The sequence below is a fragment of the Marmoricola endophyticus genome (assembly GCF_014644415.1).
Classification (GTDB): domain Bacteria; phylum Actinomycetota; class Actinomycetes; order Propionibacteriales; family Nocardioidaceae; genus Marmoricola; species Marmoricola endophyticus.
This window is the reverse complement of record NZ_BMKQ01000001.1, coordinates 1,191,989-1,216,107: the sequence shown is the minus strand read 5'-3', so window position 1 is coordinate 1,216,107 and position 24,119 is coordinate 1,191,989. Positions and strand designations below refer to the sequence as shown.

Sequence of the window (24,119 nt, the reverse complement as noted above, 5' to 3'; positions counted from 1 at the left end):
AGACCACGAACATGAGTGAAGTCCTGGTGCTCGTCGACCACGTCGACGGAGCCGTCCGCAAGCCGACGTACGAGATGCTCGCCCTGGCCAAGAAGCTCGGCGAGCCCTCCGCCGTCTTCATCGGTGGCAGCGACAAGGCCGATGACGCGGTGGCGTCGCTGAAGAAGTACGGCGCGGAGAAGGTCTACGTCGTCGACGACGCCGAGATCAAGGGCTACCTGGTGGCCCCGAAGGCCGAGACGCTGCAGCAGCTGGTCGAGCAGGCCTCGCCGGCCGCGGTGCTGGTCACCTCCTCCGCGGAGGGCAAGGAGATCGCCGGCCGGCTGGCGATCAAGACCGAGTCCGGGATCATCACCGACGCGGTCGATGTCGAGGAGGGTCCGGTGACCACCCAGTCGGTGTTCGCCGGCAACTTCACGGTGAAGTCCAAGGTCACGAAGGGCACGCCGATCATCGCGGTGAAGCCCAACGCCGCGACGCCCGAGGAGGGCGACGGCGCGGGGACCCGCGAGGACTTCTCGCCGACCATCTCCGACTCGGCGAAGAAGGCCAAGATCGTCGCCTCCCAGCCGCGCAAGGCCTCGGGCCGTCCCGAGCTGACCGAGGCCGCGATCGTGGTCTCCGGCGGCCGCGGGACCGGCGGGGACTTCGACCCGATCGAGGGCTTCGCCGACTCCCTGGGTGCGGCCGTCGGTGCCTCTCGCGCCGCGGTGGACTCGGGCTGGATGCCGCACGCCTTCCAGGTGGGCCAGACCGGCAAGGTCGTCTCGCCCCAGCTGTACGTCGCCAACGGCATCTCCGGGGCGATCCAGCACCGTGCGGGCATGCAGACCTCCAAGACCATCGTGGCGGTCAACAAGGACGAGGAGGCGCCGATCTTCGAGCTGGTCGACTTCGGCGTCGTCGGCGACCTGTTCGACGTGCTGCCCAAGGCCACCGAGGAGATCACCAAGCGCAAGGGCTGAGCCCGCGTTCGATCACTCACGTCGAGACCCCCGTGACCGCGTCACCGCCCTCCGGGCGCGAGCGGCACGGGGGTCTCGTGCTGCTCATGGCGGTGGCCTTCGCGATCGGGATCCTCGCGCTGGTCGCCGGTCTGCTGGTCGCCGTCTCCACCCGGCTCGACACCGGCGACCGGGTCCCCGCCACCCTGGCCTCGGTCGGGACCTGGGCCTGGGTCCCGCTGCTGGTGGCGGCCCTGCTGCTCCCGCTCGCGGCGGGCCTGGCGTGGGGCCGCGCTCGTCCGCTGCTGGGCGTCCTCACCGCGGTGGCGGTGGTCGGCCTCGTCGTCCAGGTCGTCTGGTTGGCGCCTCGGTTCACCCCCGACGAGGTCGGTGGGTCCGGGCCGACGGTGCTCACCGCGAACCTGAAGTACGGCGCCGGCGACGCGGGGACGGTCGTCCGCCTGGTCCGGGAGCGTCAGGTCGACCTGGTCGCGCTGGAGGAGGTCACGCCCGCGTCCCTGGCCCGTCTCCGGGCCGCCGGTCTCGAGCGGCTGCTTCCGCACGCCGCCGGCCGGCCGAGCGAGGACGCCGACGGCACGATGGTGTTCTCGCGCTACGCGCTGACCGGCGCCACCGCGGTCCCGGTCTCGCTCGGTGGTGTGTCGGTGTCGGTGGCGGCGCCGGAGCCGTTCCGTTTCCTCGCCGTCCACGTCAGCGACCCGCTGTTCCACCCCGGTCCCTGGTACGCCGACCTCGGGCTGCTGCAGCGCACCGTCCGGGCGTCGACCGGACCCGTCGTGGTCGCCGGGGACTTCAACACCACCCTCGACCACGCGCCGTTGCGACGAGTGCTGGAGCGCACCGGGCTCCGCGACGGCGCGGAGCAGGCGGGCTCGGGCCTGAGGCCGACCTGGCCCAGCGACCGCCTGGTGCCGATCCTCACCATCGACCACGTGCTCACCGGTCGCGGCGTCGCCGTCGCCGGCACCGACCGGGTACGGGTCCCGGGCAGCGACCACTTCGGGCTCCTGGCCCGGCTCGCGGCGTGACGGGTCGTCGAGGGCGCACCCTAGGATCTGCGCGTGCGAAGAGTCGCCGGGGCGCTGGCCTGGCTGGTGCTGGTGGTGTCGGCGGTGCTGTCGCTGACCCGCTTCTCGACCCTGGCCTCCACGTGGAGCGCCGCCCTGGCCGTGGTCTCGCCGCTCGCGCTGGTCGGGTTCGCCATCGTCCTCCTGCCGGCGTGCGTCGCGCTGCTGCGGGGCTGGCGCGGGGCGCGAGCGGTGGCCCTGCTGGCGCTGGCCGGGGTCGTCGCGCAGGTGGTCTGGTTGGCTCCACGGTTCGCCGGCGATGCGGCGCCCGAGGCTGACGCGCCCCGGCTGCGCGTGCTCACGGCCAACACCCAGTTCGGCCGGGCCGACCCCTCGGCGCTGCTGCGCGCGGTGGCCGACCACGGGATCGAGGTGCTGGTGCTCGAGGAGCTCACGCCGGAGGCGGCGGCCGCGCTCGACGAGCGGGGGATCCGCCGGAGGCTGCCGTACGTCGTCGGGCGTCCGGCGTACGCCGCGAAGGGGACCCTGGTCTACTCGGCGTACCCGCTCGAGCAGAACGGCTCCTACCCGGTCGGCAACGACGGTGTCGACGTCGACGTACGCACCCGCGACGTCGGCACGGTGCGGCTGCTGGCCACGCACACCGCCCAGCCGTTCAGCAGTCCTCGCCGGTGGGCGGCCGACCTGCGCCTGGTCCGCGAGCGGGTGGCCGACGCGGTGGCGCAGGGGCCGACGATCGTGGCCGGTGACCTCAACTCCACGCTCGACCAGGCCCCGCTCCGGCGCGTCGTCGGTGCCGGTGTGAGGGACGCCGCGGAGCAGGCCGGGGAGGGGTGGCAGCCGACCTGGCCGGTGGGCTACCGGTTCTCCTGGACACGACCGGCCGTGGCGCTGGACCACGTCCTCGCCAGCGCGAGGTTCGTCGCGGTCTCGACGAGCACCGTGGCACTCCCGGGCAGCGACCACCTGGGGCTGATCGCGGTGCTGGCCGCGCGGCCGCCTGCGTAGGCTGGTCCGCGATGACCGCGTACCTCGACCACGCCGCCACCACACCGATCCTCCCCGAGGTCGTGGCGGCCATGACCGACCAGCTGGGCCGGGTCGGCAACGCCTCCGCCCTGCACGCGTCGGGTCGTGACGCGCGCCGCGTGGTCGAGGAGTCCCGCGAGCGGATCGCCGGCGCGATCGGCTGCCGACCGGGCGAGGTGGTGTTCACCTCCGGTGGCACCGAGGCCGACAACCTCGCCGTCAAGGGCATCGGGTGGGGCCGGCGCGAGCAGGACCCGGCGCGTACCCGGCTGCTGTCGACCCGGGTCGAGCACCATGCCCTGCTCGACCCCCTGGAGTGGGCGTCGTCGCACGGCGCGGACGTCGAGCTGCTCGGCGTCGACGCCGCCTGCCGGCTGGACGTGGAGGCGCTGAAGCTCTCCCTGGAGCGCGACCCGGACACGGTCGGCCTGGTCTCGGTCATGTGGGCGAACAACGAGGTCGGCACCGTGCAGCCCATGGACGAGGTCGTCGAGCTCGCGCACGCGCACGGCGTACCCGTGCACACCGACGCCGTCCAGGCGGTCGGGCAGCTGCCGATCGACGTCGCCGCCAGCGGGGTCGACGCGCTGACGCTGACCGGGCACAAGCTCGGCGGCCCGTACGGCATCGGCGCGCTGGTCTGCCGCCGCGACCTGCCGGTCGTCCCGCTGCTGCACGGCGGCGGGCAGGAGCGCGACGTCCGCTCCGGCACGCTCGACCCTCCTGCCGTCCTCGGCTTCGCCACCGCCGTCGAGATCGCGGTGGCGCGTCGGGAGGAGACCTCGGCGCGGGTCGCGGCCCTGCGCGACGACCTCGTGCGCCGGGTGCAGGAGGCCGTGCCCTCCGCGGTGCTCAACGGCGACCCGGTGCACCGGCTGCCGGGCATCGCGCACTTCAGCTTCCCGGGCTGCGAGGGCGACTCGCTGCTGATGCTGCTCGACGCCAAGGGCATCGAGTGCTCGACCGGCTCGGCCTGCTCGGCGGGGGTGCCGCAGGCCTCCCACGTGCTGCTGGCGATGGGCCGCGACGACGAGCACGCGCGCAGCTCGCTGCGGCTGAGCCTGGGGCACACCTCCACCGCCGCCGACGTCGACGCGCTGGTCGCCTCGATCGGCCCGGCCGTCGAGCGCGCGACACGGGCGGGCGCCGTCGCGGGTCTCGGCCAGGGGGCGGCGTCGTCGTGAAGGTCCTCGCCGCCATGTCCGGAGGCGTCGACTCGGCCGTCGCCGCCGCGCGCGCCCACGAGGCCGGGCAGGAGGTCACCGGGGTGCACCTGGCGCTCTCGCGCAACCCGGCGTCGTACCGCTCCGGCGCGCGCGGCTGCTGCACCATCGAGGACAGCAACGACGCGCGTCGTGCCGCCGACGTCATCGGCATCCCGTTCTACGTCTGGGACCTCTCCGAGCGGTTCCACGCCGACGTGGTCGAGGACTTCGTCGAGGAGTACGCCGCCGGCCGCACGCCCAACCCCTGCCTGCGCTGCAACGAGAAGATCAAGTTCGCCGCCGTGCTCGACCGGGCGCTGGCGCTGGGGTTCGACGCGGTGGCGACCGGGCACTACGCGCAGCTGGTCGACGGCCCGGCCGGCTCCGAGCTGCACCGGTCGGTCGACGAGGGCAAGGACCAGTCGTACGTCCTCGGCGTGCTGTCGGCGGAGCAGGTCGCACGGGCGGTCTTCCCGCTGGGCGGCAGCCGAAAGAGCGAGGTCCGCGTCGAGGCCAGGGAGCGCGGTCTGGCCGTCGCCGACAAGCCGGACAGCCACGACATCTGCTTCATCTCCGACGGCGACACCGGCGGGTGGCTGGCCGAGAGGCTCGCCGAGCGGGAGCTGGCGCACGCCGGGGCGATCGTCGACGAGACCGGTGAGCGGCTCGGGGACCACGAGGGGAGCTACCGGTTCACCGTCGGGCAGCGGCGGGGCCTGCGGATCGGGACGCCGGCACCGGACGGCAAGCCGCGCTACGTGCTGGACATCGAGCCCGTCTCGGGCACGGTGACCGTCGGCCCACGGGACTCGCTGGCCGTCTCCTCGTTGAGCGCCGGTCGTCCGGTGTGGTGCGGAGCGGCACCGACGGGGAGCTCGCTGGAGGGGACGGTGCAGCTGCGCGCGCACGGTGCCGAGCACCGGGCCTCGGTGACCTGGGGGACCGACGCTCTCGCGGTCTCCTTCCACGAGCCCGCCGAGGGGGTCGCCCCCGGCCAGGCCGTGGTGGTGTACGACGGCTCGCGCGTCGTCGGCTCCGCCACGATCACCGCGACCGCCCGCTGATGGTGTGGGCCAGCGGGGTCGGGTCGATGCCCGGCGGCGAGGTCGGCGGGTCCGGGGCCGCGGACGCCGGCAACGCGGCGTCGTACACCGAGGCGGTGCGCACGGTCCTCGGCGAGCTCGACCTGCCGTACGTCCCCGAGCTGCCGGCCCGTGGTGCGATGGCGGGGCTGACCGGGCGCGCTGCGGGGCTGCTGTCCGTCGTCGGCCTCGGTGCCGACCTGCAGCCGGCGGGCTGGCGGTTGACCGGCTCCTCCGACGCCGGGCTCGACCAGCGCCGCGCACGCTCGCTGCTGGCCCAGGACCTGGACACCGTCGAGGACCTCGGCCAGGGGCTCGAGGGGCCGTTCAAGGCGCAGCTGTGCGGGCCGTGGACGCTGGCCGCCACGCTCGAGCGGCCGCGCGGGGACCGGATGCTCGCCGACCACGGCGCGCGCCGCGACCTCGCGCAGGCGTGGGCCGAGGCGGCGGCCTCGCACGTCGGCGACCTGCGGCGCCGCTTCCCCGGCGTCGAGCTCCTGCTGCAGCTCGACGAGCCGGCCCTGCCGGCCGTCCTGGCCGGGTCGGTGCCGACGGCCTCCGGCTTCGGCCGGCACCGGACGGTGCACCCGCCCGAGGCGTCCGAGGCACTGGGTCTCGTCACGGCGGCGGTCGCTGCCGCCGGCGCGACACCGCTCGTGCACTGCTGCGCCGCCGAGGTGCCGTCGTCGCTGATCCGGGGCGCCGGCGCGCTGGGGCTGTCCATCGACGTGACGAGGCTCGCGCCGGAGTCGTACGACGGGGTCGCCGCGGCCGTCGAGGCAGGGGAGTGGGTGCTGCTGGGCGTCGTCGACGCCACCGACCCCGCCCGGGGCGACGACCGGGTGCCGACCGAGCGCGCGGAGCGGTTCCTCGACATGCTCGGCCTGGCCCCGGCCGAGCGCACCGTCGTCACCCCGACCTGCGGACTGGCCGGCGCTTCCACGTCGTGGGCGCGTCAGGCGCTCGGTCAGGCGCGTGCCACCGCGCGGCGGCTCTCGCCCGAGCCAGAGTGAGCGGCGAGCTGTCTCGCCACCGGCGGGGTGCGGCGTGCCACGTCAGGCCCTCCTCAGGGGTGCTGTGCGACCGGCTGGTGAGAAGTCCGTCGGCCGGCCGTGGGAAGGTGCAACGATCTGACGCTCGACGCAGGCGCCGCCCCCAGGAGGCACGATGATCCGCTTCGACGCGGCGACCAAGCGCTACCCGGACGGCACGGTGGCCGTCGACCAGCTCACCCTCGAGGCACCATCCGGCGCGATCACGGTCCTCGTGGGGCCGTCCGGGTGTGGCAAGACCACCTCGCTGCGCATGGTCAACCGGATGATCGAGCCGACCTCCGGCACCGTCTGGCTCGACGACACCGACACCGCCAGCCTGCCGGCGCACGAGCTGCGCCGCCGGATCGGCTACGTCATCCAGAACGCCGGACTCTTCCCGCACCGCACCGTCCTCGACAACGTCGCGACCGTGCCGCTGCTGCTGGGCGAGGACAGGAGGAGGGCGCGAGCGAGCGCTCTGGAGCTCGTCGAGCGGGTCGGGCTCGATCCCGCCCTCGCGAAGCGCTACCCGGCCCAGCTCTCCGGGGGTCAGCAGCAGCGGGTCGGGGTGGCCCGTGCGCTGGCCGCCGACCCCCCGGTGATGCTGATGGACGAGCCGTTCTCGGCCGTCGACCCCGTGGTGCGCGAGCAGCTCCAGGACGAGTTCCTGCGGCTGCAGGGCGAGCTCGGCAAGACCATCGTCTTCGTCACGCACGACATCGACGAGGCGATCAAGCTGGGCGACCAGGTCGCGGTGCTGCGCGTCGGTGGGACGCTGGCCCAGCTCGCCACGCCCGCCGAGCTGCTGGCCCGACCGATCGACGCCTTCGTGGCCGGGTTCGTGGGCCGCGACCGCGGCTACCGCGCGCTCGCGTTCGCCCACGGCCGGAACCTTCCGGTCCGTGAGGAGCCGACCGTCGCGGTGGGCTCGTCGCACCCGGGCAGCGCCGCCGGCCTCGCCGGCTGGATCCTCGCCGTCGACGCCGAGCGGCGCCCGCAGGGGTGGCTGCCGACCGCGGACGAGCTCGACGAGACGGTGACCGACTCCCGGCTGCACCGTGGCGGGACCCTCGCCACCCAGGGCGGTGCGCTGCGCTCGGCGCTCGACGCCTGCCTGTCCTCGCCGTCGGGCCGAGGCGTGGTCGTCGACGACGACGGCCGGCTGCTGGGCTCGGTCACCGCGCGCGAGGTGCTCGAGCTGATCGAGGAGCGAGAGAGGTGAGCGTCGACGTCCTGCCGCTCGACGCGAGCTCGTCACCGCTGGCGTTCTGGAGCTACTTCCTCGACCACCGCAGCACCGACCTGGGCTGGTTGTGGGACCACACCTGGCTCTCGGTGGTCCCGGTGGTGGTCGGCCTGGTGCTCGCGCTGCCGCTGGGATGGCTGGCGCGCCGCCACGCCTGGGTCTACCCGCCGATGATGTCGGTGACCGGTCTGCTCTACACGATCCCCTCGATCGCGCTGTTCGTGCTCATCCCGCCGCTGTTCGGGCTCAGCGTCCTCTCCCCGCTGCAGGTGCCGATCGCGCTGTCGGTCTACTCCACGTCGCTGCTGGTGCGGGTGGTCGCGGACGGCCTGGCCGCGGTCCCCTCGGAGACGGTGCAGGCCGCCACCGCCCTGGGCTACCGGCCCCTCGCGCGCTTCACGCGGGTGGAGCTCCCGATCGCGGTGCCGGTCATCACCGCGGGCCTGCGAGTGGCGATCGTCGCCAACGTCAGCATCGTCGCCGTGGCCGGCACCATCGGCCTGGACAACCTCGGTCGGCTCTTCGACCAGGGCTTCACGCTGTCGGTCAACGAGCCGTACTACCCGCCGATCGTCCTGGGCATCGTGCTGTGCGTCCTGCTCGCGCTCGTCCTCGACGCGGTGGTGCTGGTGGTCGACCGCCTGCTGACCCCGTGGCGACGGGCGGTGGCGGCCCGATGATCGGCAGTGTCCTCGGCTGGCTGCTCGACCCCGAGCACTGGCGAAGCACCCCGTTCGACACCGGCATCTGGGCCCAGCTCGGCGCCCACGTCGGCTTCACCCTCATCGCGCTGGCCATCGCCGTCCTGCTCGCCCTGCCTGCCGGGCTGGTCATCGGCCACACCGGTCGCGGCTCCTGGCTCGTCTCCGCGGCCAACGCCGTCCGCGCCCTGCCGACGGTCGGCGTGCTGGTGCTCCTGGTGGTCGTGATCAGCCCGCACTTCTACGGCCGCACCAACGCCGGGTTCCTCATCCCCACCGAGATCGTGCTGGTCGTGCTCGCCGTCCCGCCGATCCTGTCCAACGCCTACGCCGGCGTGCAGAACGTGCCTCCACAGGTGCGCGACGCCGCGTTCGGCATGGGCATGACCGGTCCGCAGGTCCTCGGTCGCGTCGAGCTGCCCAACGCACTGCCGCTGATCTTCTCGGGCTTCCGCTCCGCGATGCTGCAGGTGATCGCCACCGCGACCATCGCCTCGTACGTCACGCTCGGCGGGCTGGGCCGCTTCATCTACGACGGCCTGGCGCAGAAGGACTACCCCCAGATGATCGGCGGGGCCGTCCTCGTCGCCGCCCTCGCCCTGATCAGTGACCTGCTGGTCGCGCTCGTCCAGCGATACGCGGTCTCGCGCGGCGTCAGCCGCCGGTTCCGTACAGACACCGGCCCGGACTCCCGCACGGCGGTCCTGGTCGAGGAGGATGTCCGCTAGCGCGGTGGCACGACGCCGCCGCTCCACCCAGGAGAAGACACCATGAAGACCACCACACTCATCGCCGCCGCGGCCGCGACCGTCCTGACCCTGGGCGGCGTGAGCGCTTGCGGTTCGTCCTCCTCCGACTCCGGGTCGGGCTCGGGTGGCACTGTCGCGAGCGGCCTCATCTTCGGCGGCCCGGCCGAGTTCAAGACCCGCACCGACGGCATCCCGGGCCTGCAGAAGACGTACGGCGTGAAGTTCGCCAAGTACACCGTCACCGACACCGGCGGCCCGGTGACCGTCGGCGCGCTCAAGCGCGGCCAGATCGACGCGGCCGACCTGTTCACGACCGACCCCTCGATCGAGGCCAACGACTTCGTCGTCCTCGAGGATCCGAAGTCCAACTTCAAGGCGCAGAACATCGTGCCGATCATCAACAAGACCAAGGCCACCGACGGCACGAAGCAGGTCCTCAACGCGATCCAGGCGAAGCTGACCACCGACGGCCTCGGCGCACTGCTGGACAAGATCCAGAACGACAAGGAGGACCCGGACGCCGTCGCCAAGGAGTGGCTCGACGACCAGGACCTCGACGGCGCCGGCACCCTCGCCAAGGGCGTGAGCCTGACGGTCGGCTCGGCCAACTTCCCCGAGAACGTCGTCCTGGCCGACATCTACGCCGACGCCCTGAGCAACCAGGGGGCCACCGTCACCAAGAAGCTCAACATCGGCAGCCGCGAGAAGTACTACCCGGCGCTGAAGTCCGGCTCGTTGGACCTGTTCCCGGAGTACACGGGGACGATCCTGGCCTACCTCGACGCCACGTCGACCGTCAGCACCCCAGACGATGTCTACGCGGCGCTGGCCAAGGCGCTGCCTGCCAATCTCGTCGCGCTCGACAAGGCCGACGCGGAGGACTCCGACGCGGTCGTGGTCACCAAGCAGACGGCCGAGAAGTACGACCTGAAGAGCATCGCGGACCTGGCCCGGACCGCGAAGTAGTCCGGCGCCCCGGTGCTCGCCGACCGGCACCGGGGGTGGCGTCCGGGCCGCTCAGCCGGAGCGGTTCAGGCGCCGTCCTCGGTAGCGACCACGCCGCGCCTCGGGTCGCCCGTCGGCACGGCCCCGGAAGCGGCGCGCCGGACCAGCTCCTCGAGGTCCAGCCCGGTCGAGCTCTTCAGCATCGTCAGGGTCTGCGCGACGTTGTCGTTGACCTGCTTGGGCAGGGCGCCGGCACCGTCGGTCGACAGCACCGTGAGGTTGTCGATCGCGGAGATCGGCGCGGCGACCTCGCTGGCGACCTGCGGGAGCACCTCGACCAGCATCTGCAGCACGGCGGCGTCGTTGTAGTTGGCGAACGCCTCGGCGCGCTTGTCCATCGCCTCGGCCTCCGCCTGCCCGACCGCGAGTGTCGCGGCCGCGGTGGCCTCACCCTCGGCGCGCGTCGCGTCGGCCTCCGCCGTACGACGCGCCTTCTCCGCCTCACCGCGCTTGGCACCCTCGATCGCCTCGGCCTCGGCGAGCGCGGCGCGGCGGGACTTCTCGGCCTCACCGGTCAGCCGGGCCTCCTCCGCGCTGGCCTGCGCGTTGGCGATGGTCGAGGCCTTGCGGGCCTCGGCGGCGGCGATCTCCGAGCTCCGCTTGGCCTCGGCCTCCTGCTCGACGCGGTAACGGTCGGCGTCGGCGGGCTTGCGGACCTGCGTCTCCAGCTGTCGCTCGGTCAGCGCCGCCTGGCGTACGGCGACCTTCTCCTGCTCGGTGAGGATCGCCTGGTCGCGATCGGCCTGCGCCAGCGGACCGGACGCGGCGGCGTTCGCGGCGGCCGCGTCGGTCTCGGCCTTGATCTCAGCCTGCTTGAGCGCCAGGGTCCGCTGCGAGACCGCGATCTCCTGCTCGGCGGCGATGCCGGCCTGCTCGGCGGCCTGACGGGCGTTCGCCTCCGCGATCCGTGCGTCCTGGCTGACCCGTGCCGCCTCCGGGCGACCGAGGTCGGCGAGGTACGAACCGTCGTCGGTGACGTCCTGGATCTGGAACGCGTCGAGGATCAGGCCCTGCCCGGTCAGCGAGGACTCCGACTCGTCGGCCACGCGCTGGGCGAACGCGGCGCGGTCGCGGATGATCTGCTCGACGGTCAGTCCGCCGACGATCGACCGCAGCGCACCAGCGAGCACCTCCTGGGTGAACGGCTCGATGTCGGCCTGCTGGGAGAGGAACCGTTGGGCCGCGAGCCGGATCTGGTCGGCGTTGCCGCCGACCTTGACGATCGCGACGCCGTCGAGGTTGAGCTTGATCCCCTGGCCCGAGACCGCACCGCGGATCTGCACCGAGATCCGCCGGCTCGAGAGGTCCATCGTGGCCAGCTTCTGCACGAACGGGATGACGAACGTGCCGCCGCCGAGCACCACCTTCTGCCCGGACAGGTCGGTGGTCAGGGCGCCCGTCTCCGGGTTGAGCACCGCCTTGCCCTTGCGGCCGGTGACGATGAAGGCCTGGTTGGGTCCGGCGACCTTGTAGCGGCTGGTCACCAGCAGCACGAGCAGGATGACGAGGACGACGAGTCCTCCGATGGGGGCGAGCAGGCTCACGAGAGGTCCTCAGGTCGCGGTGGCGGGGCGAGCGAACAGTAGCGGATTGGGTGGGTTTGCGCTGCAGCGATCCACTCAGCCGAGGACGTCGTACGTCGGGGAGACGGTCACCGCGCTGGGCGAGAGGACACCGGTGACGTGGACCGCGGTCCCGCCGGGGATCTCGGTCTCGGCGCGAGCGTTCAGCCGTACCACGTGACCGCCCATCTGGACGCGGACCGTGCCGTAGCCCTCGCTCGGGATGGTGGTCAGCACCGTCGCCTCGCGCCCGACCGCGTCTGCGGTCTCGGGGGTGGCGTCACTGCCGCCGGAGCGCACCAGCCGGGTCAGCCAGGCCGCGAACCACCCCATCAGTCCGCCGGCGACCACACCGACCCCCAGCGCCCCGAGCGTCGGCAGCCCGGCCGCCTGCGCCAGTGCCGTGCCGAACCCGAACGCGGACACGAACCCGCCGACCACCGCGGTCGAGAACGCGTCGCCGGCGAGGAAGTCCAGGGCCGAGTCGAGCAGGTCGCCCAGCAGGAGCGACGCCCCGAGGAGGACGAGCCCGACGATGCCGATGACCAGGTACGTCGTCATCGCGCTCCTCTCCTCGCCCGGGTCGCTCCGGGGGCGTCACGGTAGCCGACCGGCGCCGACACCTCGGTGTCACACGCACTGGCTACGGTCCGACCATGAGCACCACCGAGACCCGCGCGACGGGACCCGTGACCGTGTCCATCACCCGGCACCTCCCTCCGGAGAGCTCGGCACAGATGGTGGCGTGGGTGACGGCCGGGCAGTCGCTGGCGGAGCGCTTCGAGGGGTTCCTCGGGACCGGGTGGGTACGCCCCTCGGTGTCCTCGGAGGAGTGGCACATGCTCTACCGCTTCGCCGACACCGCCTCGCTGGAGCGCTGGGAGGCGTCGGCGGAGCGGCGCTGGTGGCTGGACTCGGCGCAGGGGCTGGTCGGTGAGCGCACGGTGGAGCGTCGTACGGGCATCGAGGGGTGGTTCGACGAGCCGTCCTCGGCGGACGTCGAGCACGCCGCTCCGCCGGCGCCCCCGCGGTGGAAGCAGGCCTGCGTGATCTGGATGGCGTTCTTCCCGCTCAGCCTGCTGCTCGGGACGCTGCTGTCGGTCTCGGGGATCTCGCTGAACCTCGTGCTGCGCACCCTGGTGACCACGCTGGTCGCCACGCCGCTGATGGTCTTCCTCATCCTGCCCTGGATGACGGCACGGTTCGCCCGGTGGCTGCACCACTGAGGCCCCCGTGCCGTCACCGGGTCAGACCGCGACCCCCGCGGGGGCCTCGTCGGTGGCGAGCTCCTCGTGCTTGACGCCGAGGAAGATCCACACGATCACCGAGGCGGCCCAGATCATGAAGGCGCCGGTGAGGAAGGCGTGGGTCGCCCCCTCGGTGAAGGCGGCCTGACCGACGAGCTCGCCGAGAGCGCGCTGCGCGGCCCCGGACGGCTCGCTGCCACCGCCGGCCGGCGCAGCGGACCGGATCGCCTCGGTGAGCGAGGCGACCTTGTCCTGGGTGAAGTGCACCGAGACGGTGGCCAGCGTGGCCAGGCCGAGGGCGCCGCCGACCTGCTGCATCGTGTTCAGCACGCCCGAGCCGATCCCGGAGTCGCGGTGCGAGACACCGTGCACGGCGGCCAGCGTCATCGGGACGAAGACCGCCCCCATGCCCAGCGACATCAGCAGCACGAACGGGAAGATGTTCGACCAGTAGCCGATCCCGCTGCCGAGGTCGCCGCCCGTCGTGGCCAGGCGCAGCAGGCCCGCGGGCGAGTCGACGACCGAGATGCGGGAGAAGCCGTACAGGGCGATGCCGGCCAGGATGGTGCCGGTGCCGGCGATGAAGCGCGGGTCGACGCGATCCATCAGTCGCGAGGCGAGGGTGGCGGAGACGACCATCCCCACGCAGAAGGGCAGGAACGCGACGCCGGTCTGCAGCGGCGAGTAGCCCATCACGTTCTGCACCAGCAGGGACAGGAAGAAGAACATCGCGAACATCGCGGCGGGCACGATCATCATCGACACGAAGGCGACCGCGCGGGTGCGGTTGAGCAGGATCCGGAACGGCAGCAGCGGGTGCTCGGCACGCCGCTCGATGAGGACGAAGGCGACCAGCAGCACGACGCCGGCCGCCAGCGCGACGATCGTCGAGGGCGCACCCCAGCCGTACTGGCTCTCGCCGGCGCGGGACAGGCCGAACACGATGGCCATCAGGCCGGCGGTCGCGCTGACGGCGCCGGGGACGTCGAGCTCACCGGAGTGCGACTCGCTCTCCGCGAGGAAGCGCGGCGCGAGCAGCGCGGCGACGATCCCGATCGGGACGTTGATGAGGAAGGTCAGGCGCCAGCCGTCGATCCCGGCCGGCTCGATCCCGGTGAGCCAGCCGCCGAGGATCAGGCCGATCGCGGCACCGACGCCGGAGATCGCGGCGTACACCGAGAACGCCTGGTTGCGGCGCGGGCCGGCCGGGAAGGTGGTGGTGATCAGCGCGAGCGCGGTCGGCGAGGCGAGGGCGGCGCCGAGACCCTGCAGACCACGGGCACCGAGCAGCATCGCCTCGTTCTGAGCCAGTCCGCCGAGCGCCGAGGCGACCGCGAAGAGCACGAGGCCGATGGTGAAGATGCGGCGGCGGCCGTACAGGTCGCCCAGGCGGCCGCCGAGGAGCAGCAGTCCGCCGAAGGCGAGCGCGTAGCCGGTGACGACCCACTGGAGGTTGGCCTGCGCGATGTCGAGGTCGCGGCCGATGTAGGGCAGCGCGATGTTGGCGATGGTGGAGTCGAGCACCACCATCAGCTGGGCGGTGCAGATCAGCACCAGCGCCCAGCCGAGACGGCTGGAGGAGGGGGTGGCGCTCGTACCGGTGCCCGTGGCGGGCGGGTGCAGCGTGGACTCGGACATGGGTGTTCCTTCGGTGGTGAGGGCGGACTGGGTGCGGGAGTGGTCAGGAGTCGACGCGGAGCGCGTCGGGCGAGAGCACGGCAGGGAGGATCATCTGGTCGACGAGCCGGGCGACGGTCTGCTCGTCGTTGTCCAGACCGAGGACGAACGAGCGGTGCAGGAGCATCGCCGTGAGAGCGGGCACCGCCAGGTCGAGGTCGAGGTCCTCGCGGACCTCGCCGCGCTCGCGTGCACGCTCGAAGATGCGGGTGGCGACCTCGGACTTGGGGCCGAGCACCTCGGCACGGAACCGCGTGGCGAACTCCTCGTCGGTGCTCAGGGCGGTGAGCATCGCGGCCAGGGCGTGGGTGCCGTCGTGCCCGGGGTGCTCGTCGGGGCGGCAGTACGCCGCGAGCAGGTCGCCGCGCAGGGTGCCGGTGTCGGGGAGGTCGATCTGCGGGGCGCCCTTGGCGCGGATCAGCGCGTCGATGACCAGCCCGGTCTTGGAGTCCCAGCGACGGTAGAGCGTGGCCTTGCTGGCCCGGGCCTGCTTGGCGACCGCGTCCAGGGTCAGCCGCTGGTAGCCGACCTCGATCAGCAGGTCGAGGGTGGCGTCGAGGATCTGGTCCTCGCGGTCCCCCTCGACGCGGGGGCGGGCGGGTGTCATGGCTGACCTCGGGGTGTGGTGACGGTCACTCAATAGAACGGAACGGTTTCGTTCTATCGAGAACAGTACGACCGCTCGGACGACGGGGCAAGCGGTTCTCCCGACGCGGTCCAGACCGGGCTGGTCGAACACCTTGTCCACAGGTCTCGGGCGGGCACGAGGCGAGACGACCGAGACTCCTGCGGTGGACGGAGGGCGCGCTGAGGTCGCGGCGGTGCTGCGCCGCGACGGTGTCCTGCTCGCGCGCGAGCACCCGGCTCTCGCGCGCACCGTCCGGCGGATGGCGGTCGACGCGACCTTGACCGCGGTGCTGCCCGGCGTGGTCGTCGCGACCTCGGATCTCTCCGGGCCCGAGGTGGTCGCCCTCGCCGTGGCGCGGGGGCTACCGGATGCGGTGATCACGGGGGCTGCCGCGGCGCGCCTGACGTTCTGGCCGGAGCTCAGGGTCGACCGCGTCACGGCGGCCAACGCGCGGACGCGAGCACGTGGTGCGCTCGTCGAGGTGGTGACCGAGCGGATACCGGCTGAGCTCGTCGTGACCGTCCAGGGGATCTCGGTGGCCTGTCCCTCGTTGACCGCTCTCGACCTCGGCGGCCCCGGCATCGACCGGGCGCTGATGAGTCGCGCGGCCTCGTTGGCGTCGATGGGCCACGCGCTGGACCGCACTCCTCGGCGCCCGGGCAATCGCGAGCGGCGGCGGATGCTCCACGACAGCAGGGACGAACCGTGGTCCGAGGCGGAGAGACTGGCCCACGCCGTCCTGCGGGGTGCGGGTGTCACCGGGTTCCGCACCAACCACCCGGTGAGCTGCGGGGGTGCGACCTTCTACCTCGACATCGCCTTCCCCTCCCAGATGGTCGCGATCGAGGTGGACGGGTTCAGGTGCACAGCCGGCGCGGCCAGTTCGAGCAGGACCGTCGGCGGCAGACGATGCTGACCGCCCGGGGGTGGCGCGTGCTCAGGGTGACCTGGGCGCAGCTGGTCGACGAGCCGCGGTGGTTCGTGCGCGAGCTCCGGCAGGCGCTGTCGCTGCCCGCGTGACCGTTATCGGCCTCGCGCGTCCCGGACCACCGCTGTCCGGGCCTGTTCTCACCGCGAGAGGCCGAATCCGGTCACCGGAGCCCGTCGGCGTCGCCGAGCTGGAGCAGCGACTGGTCGCGCGCGAAGCGGTTCCAGCGCCCGGCGCGGTAGAGCATGTAGTGCCCGGCCGCCCCGAGCGGGCGGAACTCCGCGCGCCGGGCGACGGCCCGGGCCCGCTCGACGAAGGCCTTCGTCCGCACGGCTGAGGTGATCCGGTCGCGCAGACCGTGGCCGGCGACCAGGGTGCGGTCGCGCAGCGGGGCCACCGGGTCCGCGGGGTCGAACCAGGGAGCCAGGGCGACGACGCCGACGACGGAGGGGTCGTCGGCGACGTACGCCGCCGTGCGCCCGCCCATCGAGTGGCCGAGCAGGACCACCGGCACTCCCGGGTGCGCCTCGCGGACCTGCGCCAGCGCCCAGCGGGCGTCGGCGACCGGGGCGCCGGTGCCGTTCCAGCCGCGCACGGCGTAGCGCAGCAGCCACACCGCGTACCCGTGCCGCAGCAGCCGCGGCGCGATCCGGTCGCGCATCACGGTCGTGCGCCACAGCGACGCGCTGCCGGCGTCGACCGGCTCCGTGCTTTGCTGCGTGCCGCCGTGCAGCATCAGCACGACGCCGCGGCACTCGCCGTCGGGTTCCAGCCGAGCGACCGCGCGGCCCGGGGGATCGTCGGGGAAGGCGTCACGGCGGAACAGGGGCACCGGCCCATCCTGGCCGACCGGGCGATGTCGGTGGCGCACGGCATGATCGGACCCGTGAACGACACCGCGGAGACCCACGCGACCCCCGACGCCGCGCAGGAGCACCGCCGGCTCAGCGAGGAGATCGAGGACGCGCGCTGGCGCTACTACGTGCTCGACGACCCCACGCTCGACGACCACGACTTCGACGTGCGGATGCGCCGGCTGGAGGCGCTCGAGGAGGAGCACCCCGAGCTGCGCACCCCGGACTCGCCCACGCAGAAGGTCGGTGGCGCGGTCTCGACGGAGTTCACCGCGGTCGACCATCTGGAGCGCATGGAGAGCCTCGACAACGCGTTCACCACGGGAGAGCTCGAGGAGTGGGCGGCGCGGCTGACCCGCGAGGGGGTCGCGGACCCCGCGCTGCTGTGCGAGCTCAAGGTCGACGGGCTGGCGATCAACCTGCTGTACGAGGGCGGGCGGCTGGTCCGCGGCGTGACTCGCGGCGACGGCCGCACCGGCGAGGACGTCACACCGAACGTCAAGACGATCGGCAACGTGCCGCACCGGCTGACCGCCTCCGAGGACTACCCGTTCCCGGACCGGGTGGAGGTGCGCGGCGAGGTCTTCCTCCCAGTCGAGGCCTTCGAGCGGCTCAACGAGCAGATGGCCGACGCCGGCAAGCCGGTGTTCGCCAACCCGCGCAACGCCGCGGCGGGGTCGCTGCGGCAGAAGAACCCCAAGGTCACCGCGACCCGGGAGCTGGCGATGGTCTGCCACGGCATCGGCTTCCGCGAGGGGTTCACTCCGTCGGCGCAGTCCGAGGCGTACGCCGCGCTGAGGGCCTGGGGGCTGCCGACCAGCGACCGGGCGAAGGTCGTCGCGTCGCTGGCCGACGCCGAGGAGTTCATCGACTGGTACGGCGAGCACCGCCACGACGTCGAGCACGAGATCGACGGCGTCGTGCTCAAGGTCGACGAGGTCTCGCTGCAGCGCCGGCTGGGGTCGACGTCGCGGGCGCCCCGCTGGGCGATCGCCTTCAAGTACCCGCCCGAGGAGGTCAACGCCGAGCTGCTCGACATCCGGGTCAACACCGGGCGGACCGGACGGGTCACCCCGTACGGCGTCATGGTGCCCACCAAGGTCGCCGGCTCGACGGTGGAGAACGCCACCCTGCACAACGCCCACGAGGTCGAGCGCAAGGACGTGCGCCCCGGCGACACCGTGGTGCTGCGCAAGGCCGGCGACGTCATCCCCGAGATCGTCGGCCCGGTGCTGGCGCTGCGGCCCGACGGGCTGGAGCCGTGGGTGATGCCCACCGAGTGCCCGTCGTGCGGGACGACGCTGGCGCAGGAGAAGGACGGCGACAAGGACCTTCGCTGCCCCAACCACGAGCACTGCCCGGCGCAGGTGCGTGAGCGCGTCTTCCACGTGGCCGGCCGCGGCGCCTTCGACATCGAGGTGCTGGGCTGGGAGGCCGCCGTCGCGCTGATCGACGCGGGGGTGATCGCCAACGAGGGCGACGTGTTCGCGCTCGACGAGGAGGCGCTGCTGCGCGCGGAGCTGTTCACGCGCGCGCCCAAGAAGGACGAGGACGGACCTCAGCTGAGTGCGAACGGCCGGCGGATGCTGGACAACCTCGATGCCGCCAAGGACGTGCCGCTGTGGCGGGTGCTGGTCGGTCTGTCCATCCGGCACGTCGGACCGACGGCGGCCCGTGCGCTGGCCACGGAGTTCGGCTCGGTGCAGGCCGTCCGCGACGCCGACGAGGAGCGCTTGGCCGCTGCGGACGGGGTCGGCCCGACGATCGCGGCGGCGGTGCGGGCCTGGTTCGACGGCCCCGAGGCCGGCTGGCACAACCGGGTGGTGGACTCCTGGGCCGCGTCGGGCGTACGCATGGCCGAGGAGCGCGACGAGTCGACGCCGCGGACGCTCGAGGGCCTGACGGTCGTGGTCACGGGGTCGCTGGAGGGCTACAGCCGGGACTCGGCCAAGGAGGCGATCCTCTCCCGAGGCGGCAAGGCGTCCGGCTCGGTCTCGAAGAAGACCGACTACGTCGTCGTGGGGGAGAGCGCCGGGTCCAAGGCCGCCAAGGCCGAGGAGCTGGGGCTCCGGATCCTCGACGAGGCCGGGTTCACCCGCCTGCTGGAGAACGGCCCCGACGTCGAGGACGCCTGACCCGTCAGCGCTTGCGGCCCAGGGCGAGCGAGGCTGCGGCGGTGCCCGCGGAGACGAGCAGGACCGACGGCCACGCCCCCACCTTCTTGGCCAGCGGGTGCGAGCCGCCGAAGGCGGCGACGTACACGCCGGTGAGCGCTGCGGCCGGGCCCGGCCTGGCGGTCCGCTGCCAGCTGTAGGCGCAGGTCGCGCCGAGCGCGGCGAGGACGACGCCGCCCAGCGGTCGGCTCTGGGTGTAGCGCGCGGCGGCGAAGCCGCCGATCAGACCGCCCGCCGCGAGCGCGGCGGTGGCGATCTCGGCGTCGGGGTCGACGTTGGCGGGCGCAGCGGCGCCGGTGGGGGTGGAGGTCACGACTCCATCCTTACCACCGGGCCCGCGAGCACCTGCTCGCGGAGGATGTCGGCGTGACCCGCGTGCCGCGCGGTCTCCCGGATCATGTGCAGCAGCACGAACCGCAGGCTCACCTCGCCCATGAACCGGTGCGTCCGCACCTCGTCGAGGTCGTACGACGCCACGATCTCGCGCGCCTCGAGACACACCCGGCGGTAGTCCGCCAGGAGTCCCTCGACGGTGTCGTCGTCGGTGAGCACCCAGCTGTCCTGGGAGTCGTCGGCGATCCCGACGTCGGTGCGTGAGCGGCCGGCGAGCACGTGGTGGAACCAGTTCTGCTCGACGAACACCAGGTGCTTGAGGATCGCCAGCGGGGACGTCAGCGACGGGACCAGCCGCTCGCGCGCCTGGGCGTCGGCGAGCCCGGTGAGTGCCTCCTCGACCTCCGCGCGCTGGGCGTCGAGGAAGGCCAGCAGCTGGGTGCGCTCGCTCGCCGACCGGTTCTGCATCGGGTCCAGGGCCGGGATCACGCGTCCGATCATCGCAGTCCCCTCAGTCCGGCGAGCGGCCCGTGAGGAGGTACTGCGTGCGGACCACGTGTCCGGGAGCCGCACCGCGCACGAGGTCGAGCGACAGCAGCTCGTCGAGCGGTACGACGGCGACGTCGCGCAGCCCGGCGTCGCGCATCAGGTCCGCGGTCGCGTCGATGCTGCTCGCCTCGGCCACCGGCAGGGCGGCGAGGACGTGGTCGTCGTACCACTCGCGCATGCCGAGCTGGACGGCGTCGCCGTCGGCGACCACCCCGCGCGGGAACCACGTCGAGTCCACCATCGCGACCAGGCCACCGGGCCGCAGCACGCGGCACCACGCCGCGATCGCGGCGTGCGGGTCGCGAAGGGTCCACATGACGTACCGGCCGGCGACCACGTCGAAGGAGTCGTCCGGGAAGTCCGGGGCGACCATGTCCCCCTCGAGGATCCGTGGCGGGCGGTCCTCCCGGGCGGCGTTCGCGCGAGCGGTGGCGAGCATCCCCTCGGCGTGGTCGATGCCGGTCACCCGGTGCCCGAGCGAGGCCAGGAGGCAGGCCACGACACCGCTGCCGGTGCCCACGTCGAGCACGTCGCACGGCGTCGACGGCAGCGCACCCGTCCAGACCCGGGACCACACCTCGCGGTCGCCGGCCTCGGCCTCACGCTGCTGCTGGAAGGCGTCGTACGTCGGCGCGCGGCCGCTCCAGTAGGCGTCGATCCGCTGTTGCACCGTCATGCCGTCCGCTCCTCGTGCCGAGTGCCGTCGCCGGGCCGGAAGAGCAGGTGGATCTCCCCCTCGACCTCGATCCGCTCGATCTCGATGCCGTACACCTCGGTGAGGAGCACGGGGTCGAGCACGTCGTCAGTGCTGCCGGCCCTCGCGACCCGGCCGTCGCCGTGCAGCAGCACCAGGTCGTCGCAGTAGCGGGCGGCGAGGTTCAGGTCGTGCAGGACCACGGCGGCGGTGGTGCCCAGCTCGGCCGCCAGCTCGCGCACGAGGATGAGCACCTCGTGCTGGTAGCGGATGTCGAGGTGGTTGGTCGGCTCGTCGAGCAGCAGGTGGCTGGCCTGCTGCGCGAGTGCGCGGGCGATGAGGACGCGCTGGCGCTCGCCGCCGGAGAGCCCGGCGTACGCCCGCGCGCCGAGATGGGCGGCGTTCACCCGGCGCAACGCCTCGCCGGCGATCCTGCGGTCCTCGGTGCGGGTCCGCTGGAAGGTCGCCAGGTGGGGGGCGCGTCCCAGCAGCACCATCTCCCCGACCGTCATCGAGGACTCGCCGCCGCTCTCCTGGACGACGACCGCGAGACGGCGCGCGGTCTCGCGGGGGCCGAGCGCCTCCAGCCGGTCGCCGTCGACGCGCACCTCGCCGGTGGCAGTGCGCAGCGCGCCGTACAGCAGTCGCAGTGCGGTGGTCTTGCCGCTGCCGTTCGGTCCGATCAGACCGAGCACCCGAGCCGGGTGGGCGACGAGGTCGACGTGGCGCAGCACCTCGTTCTCCCCGTAGTGCCACGACAGCGAGCGTCCCTCGATCACGGCGCGCCGAACCGCTTGGCGATCTTCTCCACCCCGTCGACCGACAGCGGCGAGGGCGGCTCGGCGAAGTTGAACAGCATCGGCAGCAGGTCGCCGTTCTTCACGGCGGTGATGTTCGAGGCGCCTGGCAGGTCGGTGACGGCCTTCTGCACCGCGGCCGGCGAGCCGTCGCTGTAGAGCATGACGATCACGTCGGGGTTGCGCGCCAGCAGCTGCTCGCCGCCGATCTCGAAGACCCGCTCGTCGGTGTCGCCGAAGACGTTGGTGAACCCGGCCGCCTTCAGCGACGCGTCGGTCATCGACTTCTTGCCGTACGCGTACAGCGGACCGCCGCCCACCGTGGGGTAGAGGAACGCCGCGCTCCGGCCGGCACCGACCTTCGAGGCCTTCGCCGAGACGGCCTCGGTGCGCTCCTTGAGGTCCGCGACCGCGCGCTCGGCCTCGGCCGGCTTGCCGAAGACCTTGCCGTACGTCGTCATCTGGTCGTAGACGTCGTCGAAGTCGACCGTGTCGGGTGCGCCGTTCTCGCACAGCGCGGGCTCCTCGAGGACGGGTATGTCCAGACCCTTCAGCGAGGCGCGGTCGGGGGAGTCGACCTCGCCGAAGACGAGGTCGGGGCGCTGGGAGAGGACGGTCTCCTTGGAGATCAGCAGGTGCCCGGAGGAGTCGGTCCGGCTGGTCAGGCTCGGGATCGCGTCGAGCGCCTTCTGTGTCGTGTCGTCGAAGTACTCGGCCGGGTACTCGCCCGCCTTCGCGGTCACCCGGTCCAGGACCCCGAGGTCGGCGAGGTAGGGGACCGAGGCGCTCTTGAGGAGCACCACCCGCGAGGGCTCCGCGTCGAAGGTCTCCTGCTGGCCGCAGTTCTCCACGGTGACGGGGTACGACGAACCGCCGCCCCCGGCCTCCTCGGTGTCGTCGCCCGCGCCGCACCCGGCCAGGGCGAGGGAGGACGTCAGGGCGATCGCGGCAGCGGCGGTGCGGTGGCGGGTCATCGAAGGGGTCCTCTCGGGTGTCACGCGCTGATGGCGTGCATGCGGCGGATCAGGATCAGCAGGAAGGGGGCGCCGACGAGGCTGGTGATGATCCCGATCGGGATCTCCTGCGGGGCGAGCAGCGTGCGGGCGACGACGTCGGCGGCGACGAGGAGGACGGCGCCGCACAGCGCCGCCACCGGGACCGCCCGTGCGTGGGCCGCGCCGACCAGGCGGCGGGCCAGGTGCGGGACGACGAGCCCGACGAACCCGATGCTCCCGGCGGAGGCGACCAGCACGCCGATCGAGAGGGAGACCAGGACCAGGAGCGCCGTGCGGAAGCGCTCGGGCGAGACACCGAGGGTGTGTGCGGTCTCGTCGCCGACGGAGAGCGCGTCCAGGCTGCGGCCGGTCACCGTGAGCACCAGGATCGTGAGGAGGACCGCGGCGGCGACGATGCCGAGGGGGATGTTCCACTGCGCGAGGCCCAGCGACCCGAGCAGCCAGAACAGCACCGACCGAGACCCCTCGGCGGAGTCGGAGGCGAAGATCAGGAAGCTGGTCGCGGCGTACAGCGCGTAGCCGACCGCCACTCCGGACAGCAGCAGCCGGATCGCGGTCACCCGGCCGCCGCTGCGCGCCAGCACGAACACCAGCAGCGACGCCGCGAGCGCGCCGATGAAGGCGCTGCCCTGGAGCGCGTACTCGCCCAGTCCGGCGCCCGCGCCGAACAGGATCGCCGCCGCCGCGCCGCTGGAGGCGCCCGAGTTGATGCCGAGGAGGTACGGGTCGGCGAGGACGTTGCGCACCATCGCCTGCAACGCCGTCCCGCAGACGGCGAGACCGCCGCCGACAAGGATGCCGAGCACGACGCGCGGCAGGCGTACCTGCCAGACGATCGCGTCGTCGGTGGCCGACCAGGTCGGTGTCCCGGGCCAGCCGAGCACGTGGTGGCCGATGATCCGCCCGACGGTGAGCGGGTCGATCGCCGTCGCGCCGACGCCGATGCCGATGAGCACGGTGGCGACCAGCAGCACACCGAGGCCGGCGGTCCACAGCACGGCCGTACGGCGTCGGGCGGCGTGGCCGAGCACGTCGTCCTCGGGCACGACAGCCGCCGCTGGCCCGCTGGTCAGAGTGCTGCTCACGCCGGCTCCCACTTGTTGCGAACGTTTCGCAGAAACTAGCAGCGGCCGCTCGACGTTCCACCGTCCGTCCGGAGAGGCGGTACCCGGCCCTCGTCGAGGACGGAGGGCGACTCAGCCGCGCGGCCTCAGCGTCCGCTCCGGCGGCTCGCCCCGGGCGATCGCGTCGGCGACGCCCAGGGCTCGCTCGCCCGAGGCGCGCCAGTCGCCCGACGCCACCTCCCACCACGGTGTCCAGCCCCTGCGCACCGAGACGATCCACTGCTTCCCGAACGCGATCCGACCGAGCACGATGAACGGCACCAGCAGCAGGAGCAGCAGGAACTCCAGCCCCGCGATCACCGTGACCACCAGCACCGGAGCCACGACGAGGAGGATCAGCCCGAGGACGATCCCGCTGACGAGGTCGTCGCCGAGGTCGAAGGCGTCGAAGCCGGCGTCCGGGTCCACCTTGCGCAGCCGCCAGTGCCACGGCGTCCAGCGGCGGCCGACCCGCCAGGTCTGCCCGTCGGGGTCGGTGACTCTCACAGCAGC

General features: G+C 73.0%; 24 protein-coding genes and 1 pseudogene. 13 read left to right on the top strand and 12 right to left on the bottom strand.

Annotated features, from left to right (window positions below):
• Nucleotides 1-11: 11 nt before the first annotated feature.
• The 10 genes and pseudogenes from IEX42_RS05970 to IEX42_RS05925 all read left to right on the top strand — a co-directional run bounded on the left by IEX42_RS05970 (nt 12) and on the right by IEX42_RS05925 (nt 10,005).
• Nucleotides 12-965 (top strand): electron transfer flavoprotein subunit alpha/FixB family protein, encoded by a 954-nt coding sequence (locus IEX42_RS05970; protein WP_188778961.1) that lies wholly within the window; start codon nt 12-14, stop codon nt 963-965.
• A 32-nt stretch (nt 966-997) separates the two neighbouring features.
• Nucleotides 998-1,993: an endonuclease/exonuclease/phosphatase family protein gene (locus IEX42_RS05965; protein ID WP_188778960.1), complete on the top strand. Its 996-nt coding sequence runs from the start codon at nt 998-1,000 to the stop codon at nt 1,991-1,993.
• Between the two features lie 33 nt (nt 1,994-2,026).
• On the top strand, nt 2,027-3,001 hold the full coding sequence (locus IEX42_RS05960; protein WP_188778959.1) for an endonuclease/exonuclease/phosphatase family protein: 975 nt from the start codon (nt 2,027-2,029) through the stop codon (nt 2,999-3,001).
• A gap of 11 nt (nt 3,002-3,012) precedes the next feature.
• Nucleotides 3,013-4,206 (top strand): cysteine desulfurase family protein, encoded by a 1,194-nt coding sequence (locus IEX42_RS05955; RefSeq protein WP_188778958.1) that lies wholly within the window; start codon nt 3,013-3,015, stop codon nt 4,204-4,206.
• Complete coding sequence (mnmA, locus tag IEX42_RS05950) at nt 4,203-5,291, top strand: tRNA 2-thiouridine(34) synthase MnmA (protein ID WP_229660641.1); 1,089 nt, start codon at nt 4,203-4,205, stop codon at nt 5,289-5,291. Before IEX42_RS05955 ends, mnmA begins: the two co-directional genes overlap by 4 nt.
• The gene (locus tag IEX42_RS05945) at nt 5,291-6,322 is read left to right on the top strand and encodes a uroporphyrinogen decarboxylase/cobalamine-independent methonine synthase family protein (RefSeq protein WP_188778957.1); all 1,032 of its coding nucleotides are present in this window, start codon (nt 5,291-5,293) and stop codon (nt 6,320-6,322) included. The genes mnmA and IEX42_RS05945 overlap by 1 nt, the downstream gene beginning before the upstream one ends.
• 154 nt (nt 6,323-6,476) lie before the next feature.
• Nucleotides 6,477-7,199: pseudogene (locus tag IEX42_RS05940) on the top strand (ABC transporter ATP-binding protein); the annotation flags it as partial.
• A gap of 362 nt (nt 7,200-7,561) precedes the next feature.
• Nucleotides 7,562-8,269: an ABC transporter permease gene (locus tag IEX42_RS05935; protein WP_229660640.1), complete on the top strand. Its 708-nt coding sequence runs from the start codon at nt 7,562-7,564 to the stop codon at nt 8,267-8,269.
• Nucleotides 8,266-9,018 (top strand): ABC transporter permease, encoded by a 753-nt coding sequence (locus IEX42_RS05930; protein ID WP_188778955.1) that lies wholly within the window; start codon nt 8,266-8,268, stop codon nt 9,016-9,018. Before IEX42_RS05935 ends, IEX42_RS05930 begins: the two co-directional genes overlap by 4 nt.
• A gap of 42 nt (nt 9,019-9,060) precedes the next feature.
• Nucleotides 9,061-10,005 carry a glycine betaine ABC transporter substrate-binding protein gene (locus IEX42_RS05925; protein ID WP_188778954.1) on the top strand — a complete coding sequence of 315 codons (945 nt, stop codon included), beginning with the start codon at nt 9,061-9,063 and terminating at the stop codon, nt 10,003-10,005.
• Nucleotides 10,006-10,070: 65 nt separating this feature from the next.
• Here IEX42_RS05925 and IEX42_RS05920 read toward each other — a convergent pair whose 3' ends face one another.
• Nucleotides 10,071-11,588 carry a flotillin family protein gene (locus IEX42_RS05920; protein ID WP_229660639.1) on the bottom strand — a complete coding sequence of 506 codons (1,518 nt, stop codon included), beginning with the start codon at nt 11,586-11,588 and terminating at the stop codon, nt 10,071-10,073.
• A 75-nt stretch (nt 11,589-11,663) separates the two neighbouring features.
• The gene (locus IEX42_RS05915) at nt 11,664-12,167 is read right to left on the bottom strand and encodes an NfeD C-terminal domain-containing protein (protein WP_188778953.1); all 504 of its coding nucleotides are present in this window, start codon (nt 12,165-12,167) and stop codon (nt 11,664-11,666) included.
• Between the two features lie 95 nt (nt 12,168-12,262).
• Between IEX42_RS05915 and IEX42_RS05910 the strand changes: the two genes are divergently transcribed.
• On the top strand, nt 12,263-12,832 hold the full coding sequence (locus IEX42_RS05910) for an antibiotic biosynthesis monooxygenase (RefSeq protein WP_188778952.1): 570 nt from the start codon (nt 12,263-12,265) through the stop codon (nt 12,830-12,832).
• Between the two features lie 21 nt (nt 12,833-12,853).
• On the opposite strand, the gene IEX42_RS05905 is transcribed toward IEX42_RS05910, so the two are convergent.
• Both IEX42_RS05905 and IEX42_RS05900 read right to left on the bottom strand, forming a co-directional pair.
• On the bottom strand, nt 12,854-14,491 hold the full coding sequence (locus IEX42_RS05905; protein ID WP_188778951.1) for a DHA2 family efflux MFS transporter permease subunit: 1,638 nt from the start codon (nt 14,489-14,491) through the stop codon (nt 12,854-12,856).
• Nucleotides 14,492-14,534: 43 nt separating this feature from the next.
• Entirely contained in the window at nt 14,535-15,137 is a 603-nt protein-coding gene (locus IEX42_RS05900; protein WP_188778950.1) for a TetR/AcrR family transcriptional regulator, read from the bottom strand.
• Nucleotides 15,138-15,321: 184 nt separating this feature from the next.
• Between IEX42_RS05900 and IEX42_RS05895 the strand changes: the two genes are divergently transcribed.
• Entirely contained in the window at nt 15,322-16,074 is a 753-nt protein-coding gene (locus IEX42_RS05895; RefSeq protein WP_188778949.1) for a putative endonuclease domain-containing protein, read from the top strand.
• A gap of 175 nt (nt 16,075-16,249) precedes the next feature.
• On the opposite strand, the gene IEX42_RS05890 is transcribed toward IEX42_RS05895, so the two are convergent.
• Nucleotides 16,250-16,918, bottom strand: coding sequence for an alpha/beta hydrolase (locus tag IEX42_RS05890; protein ID WP_229660638.1), 669 nt, complete (start codon nt 16,916-16,918; stop codon nt 16,250-16,252).
• 42 nt (nt 16,919-16,960) lie between these two features.
• On the opposite strand from IEX42_RS05890, the gene ligA reads away from it, so the two are divergent.
• Nucleotides 16,961-19,075 carry an NAD-dependent DNA ligase LigA gene (gene ligA, locus IEX42_RS05885; protein ID WP_188778948.1) on the top strand — a complete coding sequence of 705 codons (2,115 nt, stop codon included), beginning with the start codon at nt 16,961-16,963 and terminating at the stop codon, nt 19,073-19,075.
• Nucleotides 19,076-19,079: 4 nt separating this feature from the next.
• On the opposite strand, the gene IEX42_RS05880 is transcribed toward ligA, so the two are convergent.
• The 7 genes from IEX42_RS05880 to IEX42_RS05850 form a co-directional block, all read right to left on the bottom strand.
• Complete coding sequence (locus IEX42_RS05880; protein WP_188778947.1) at nt 19,080-19,427, bottom strand: hypothetical protein; 348 nt, start codon at nt 19,425-19,427, stop codon at nt 19,080-19,082.
• Nucleotides 19,424-19,948 (bottom strand): DinB family protein, encoded by a 525-nt coding sequence (locus IEX42_RS05875; RefSeq protein WP_188778946.1) that lies wholly within the window; start codon nt 19,946-19,948, stop codon nt 19,424-19,426. The genes IEX42_RS05880 and IEX42_RS05875 overlap by 4 nt, the downstream gene beginning before the upstream one ends.
• Before the next feature lie 10 nt (nt 19,949-19,958).
• The gene (locus IEX42_RS05870) at nt 19,959-20,672 is read right to left on the bottom strand and encodes a class I SAM-dependent methyltransferase (RefSeq protein WP_188778945.1); all 714 of its coding nucleotides are present in this window, start codon (nt 20,670-20,672) and stop codon (nt 19,959-19,961) included.
• On the bottom strand, nt 20,669-21,469 hold the full coding sequence (locus IEX42_RS05865) for an ABC transporter ATP-binding protein (protein WP_188778944.1): 801 nt from the start codon (nt 21,467-21,469) through the stop codon (nt 20,669-20,671). The genes IEX42_RS05870 and IEX42_RS05865 overlap by 4 nt, the downstream gene beginning before the upstream one ends.
• The gene (locus IEX42_RS05860; RefSeq protein WP_188778943.1) at nt 21,466-22,461 is read right to left on the bottom strand and encodes an ABC transporter substrate-binding protein; all 996 of its coding nucleotides are present in this window, start codon (nt 22,459-22,461) and stop codon (nt 21,466-21,468) included. Before IEX42_RS05860 ends, IEX42_RS05865 begins: the two co-directional genes overlap by 4 nt.
• A gap of 20 nt (nt 22,462-22,481) precedes the next feature.
• Nucleotides 22,482-23,588, bottom strand: coding sequence for a FecCD family ABC transporter permease (locus tag IEX42_RS05855; protein ID WP_229660636.1), 1,107 nt, complete (start codon nt 23,586-23,588; stop codon nt 22,482-22,484).
• 111 nt (nt 23,589-23,699) lie between these two features.
• The gene (locus tag IEX42_RS05850) at nt 23,700-24,113 is read right to left on the bottom strand and encodes a hypothetical protein (protein ID WP_188778942.1); all 414 of its coding nucleotides are present in this window, start codon (nt 24,111-24,113) and stop codon (nt 23,700-23,702) included.
• Between the last annotated feature and the right edge of the window lie 6 nt (nt 24,114-24,119).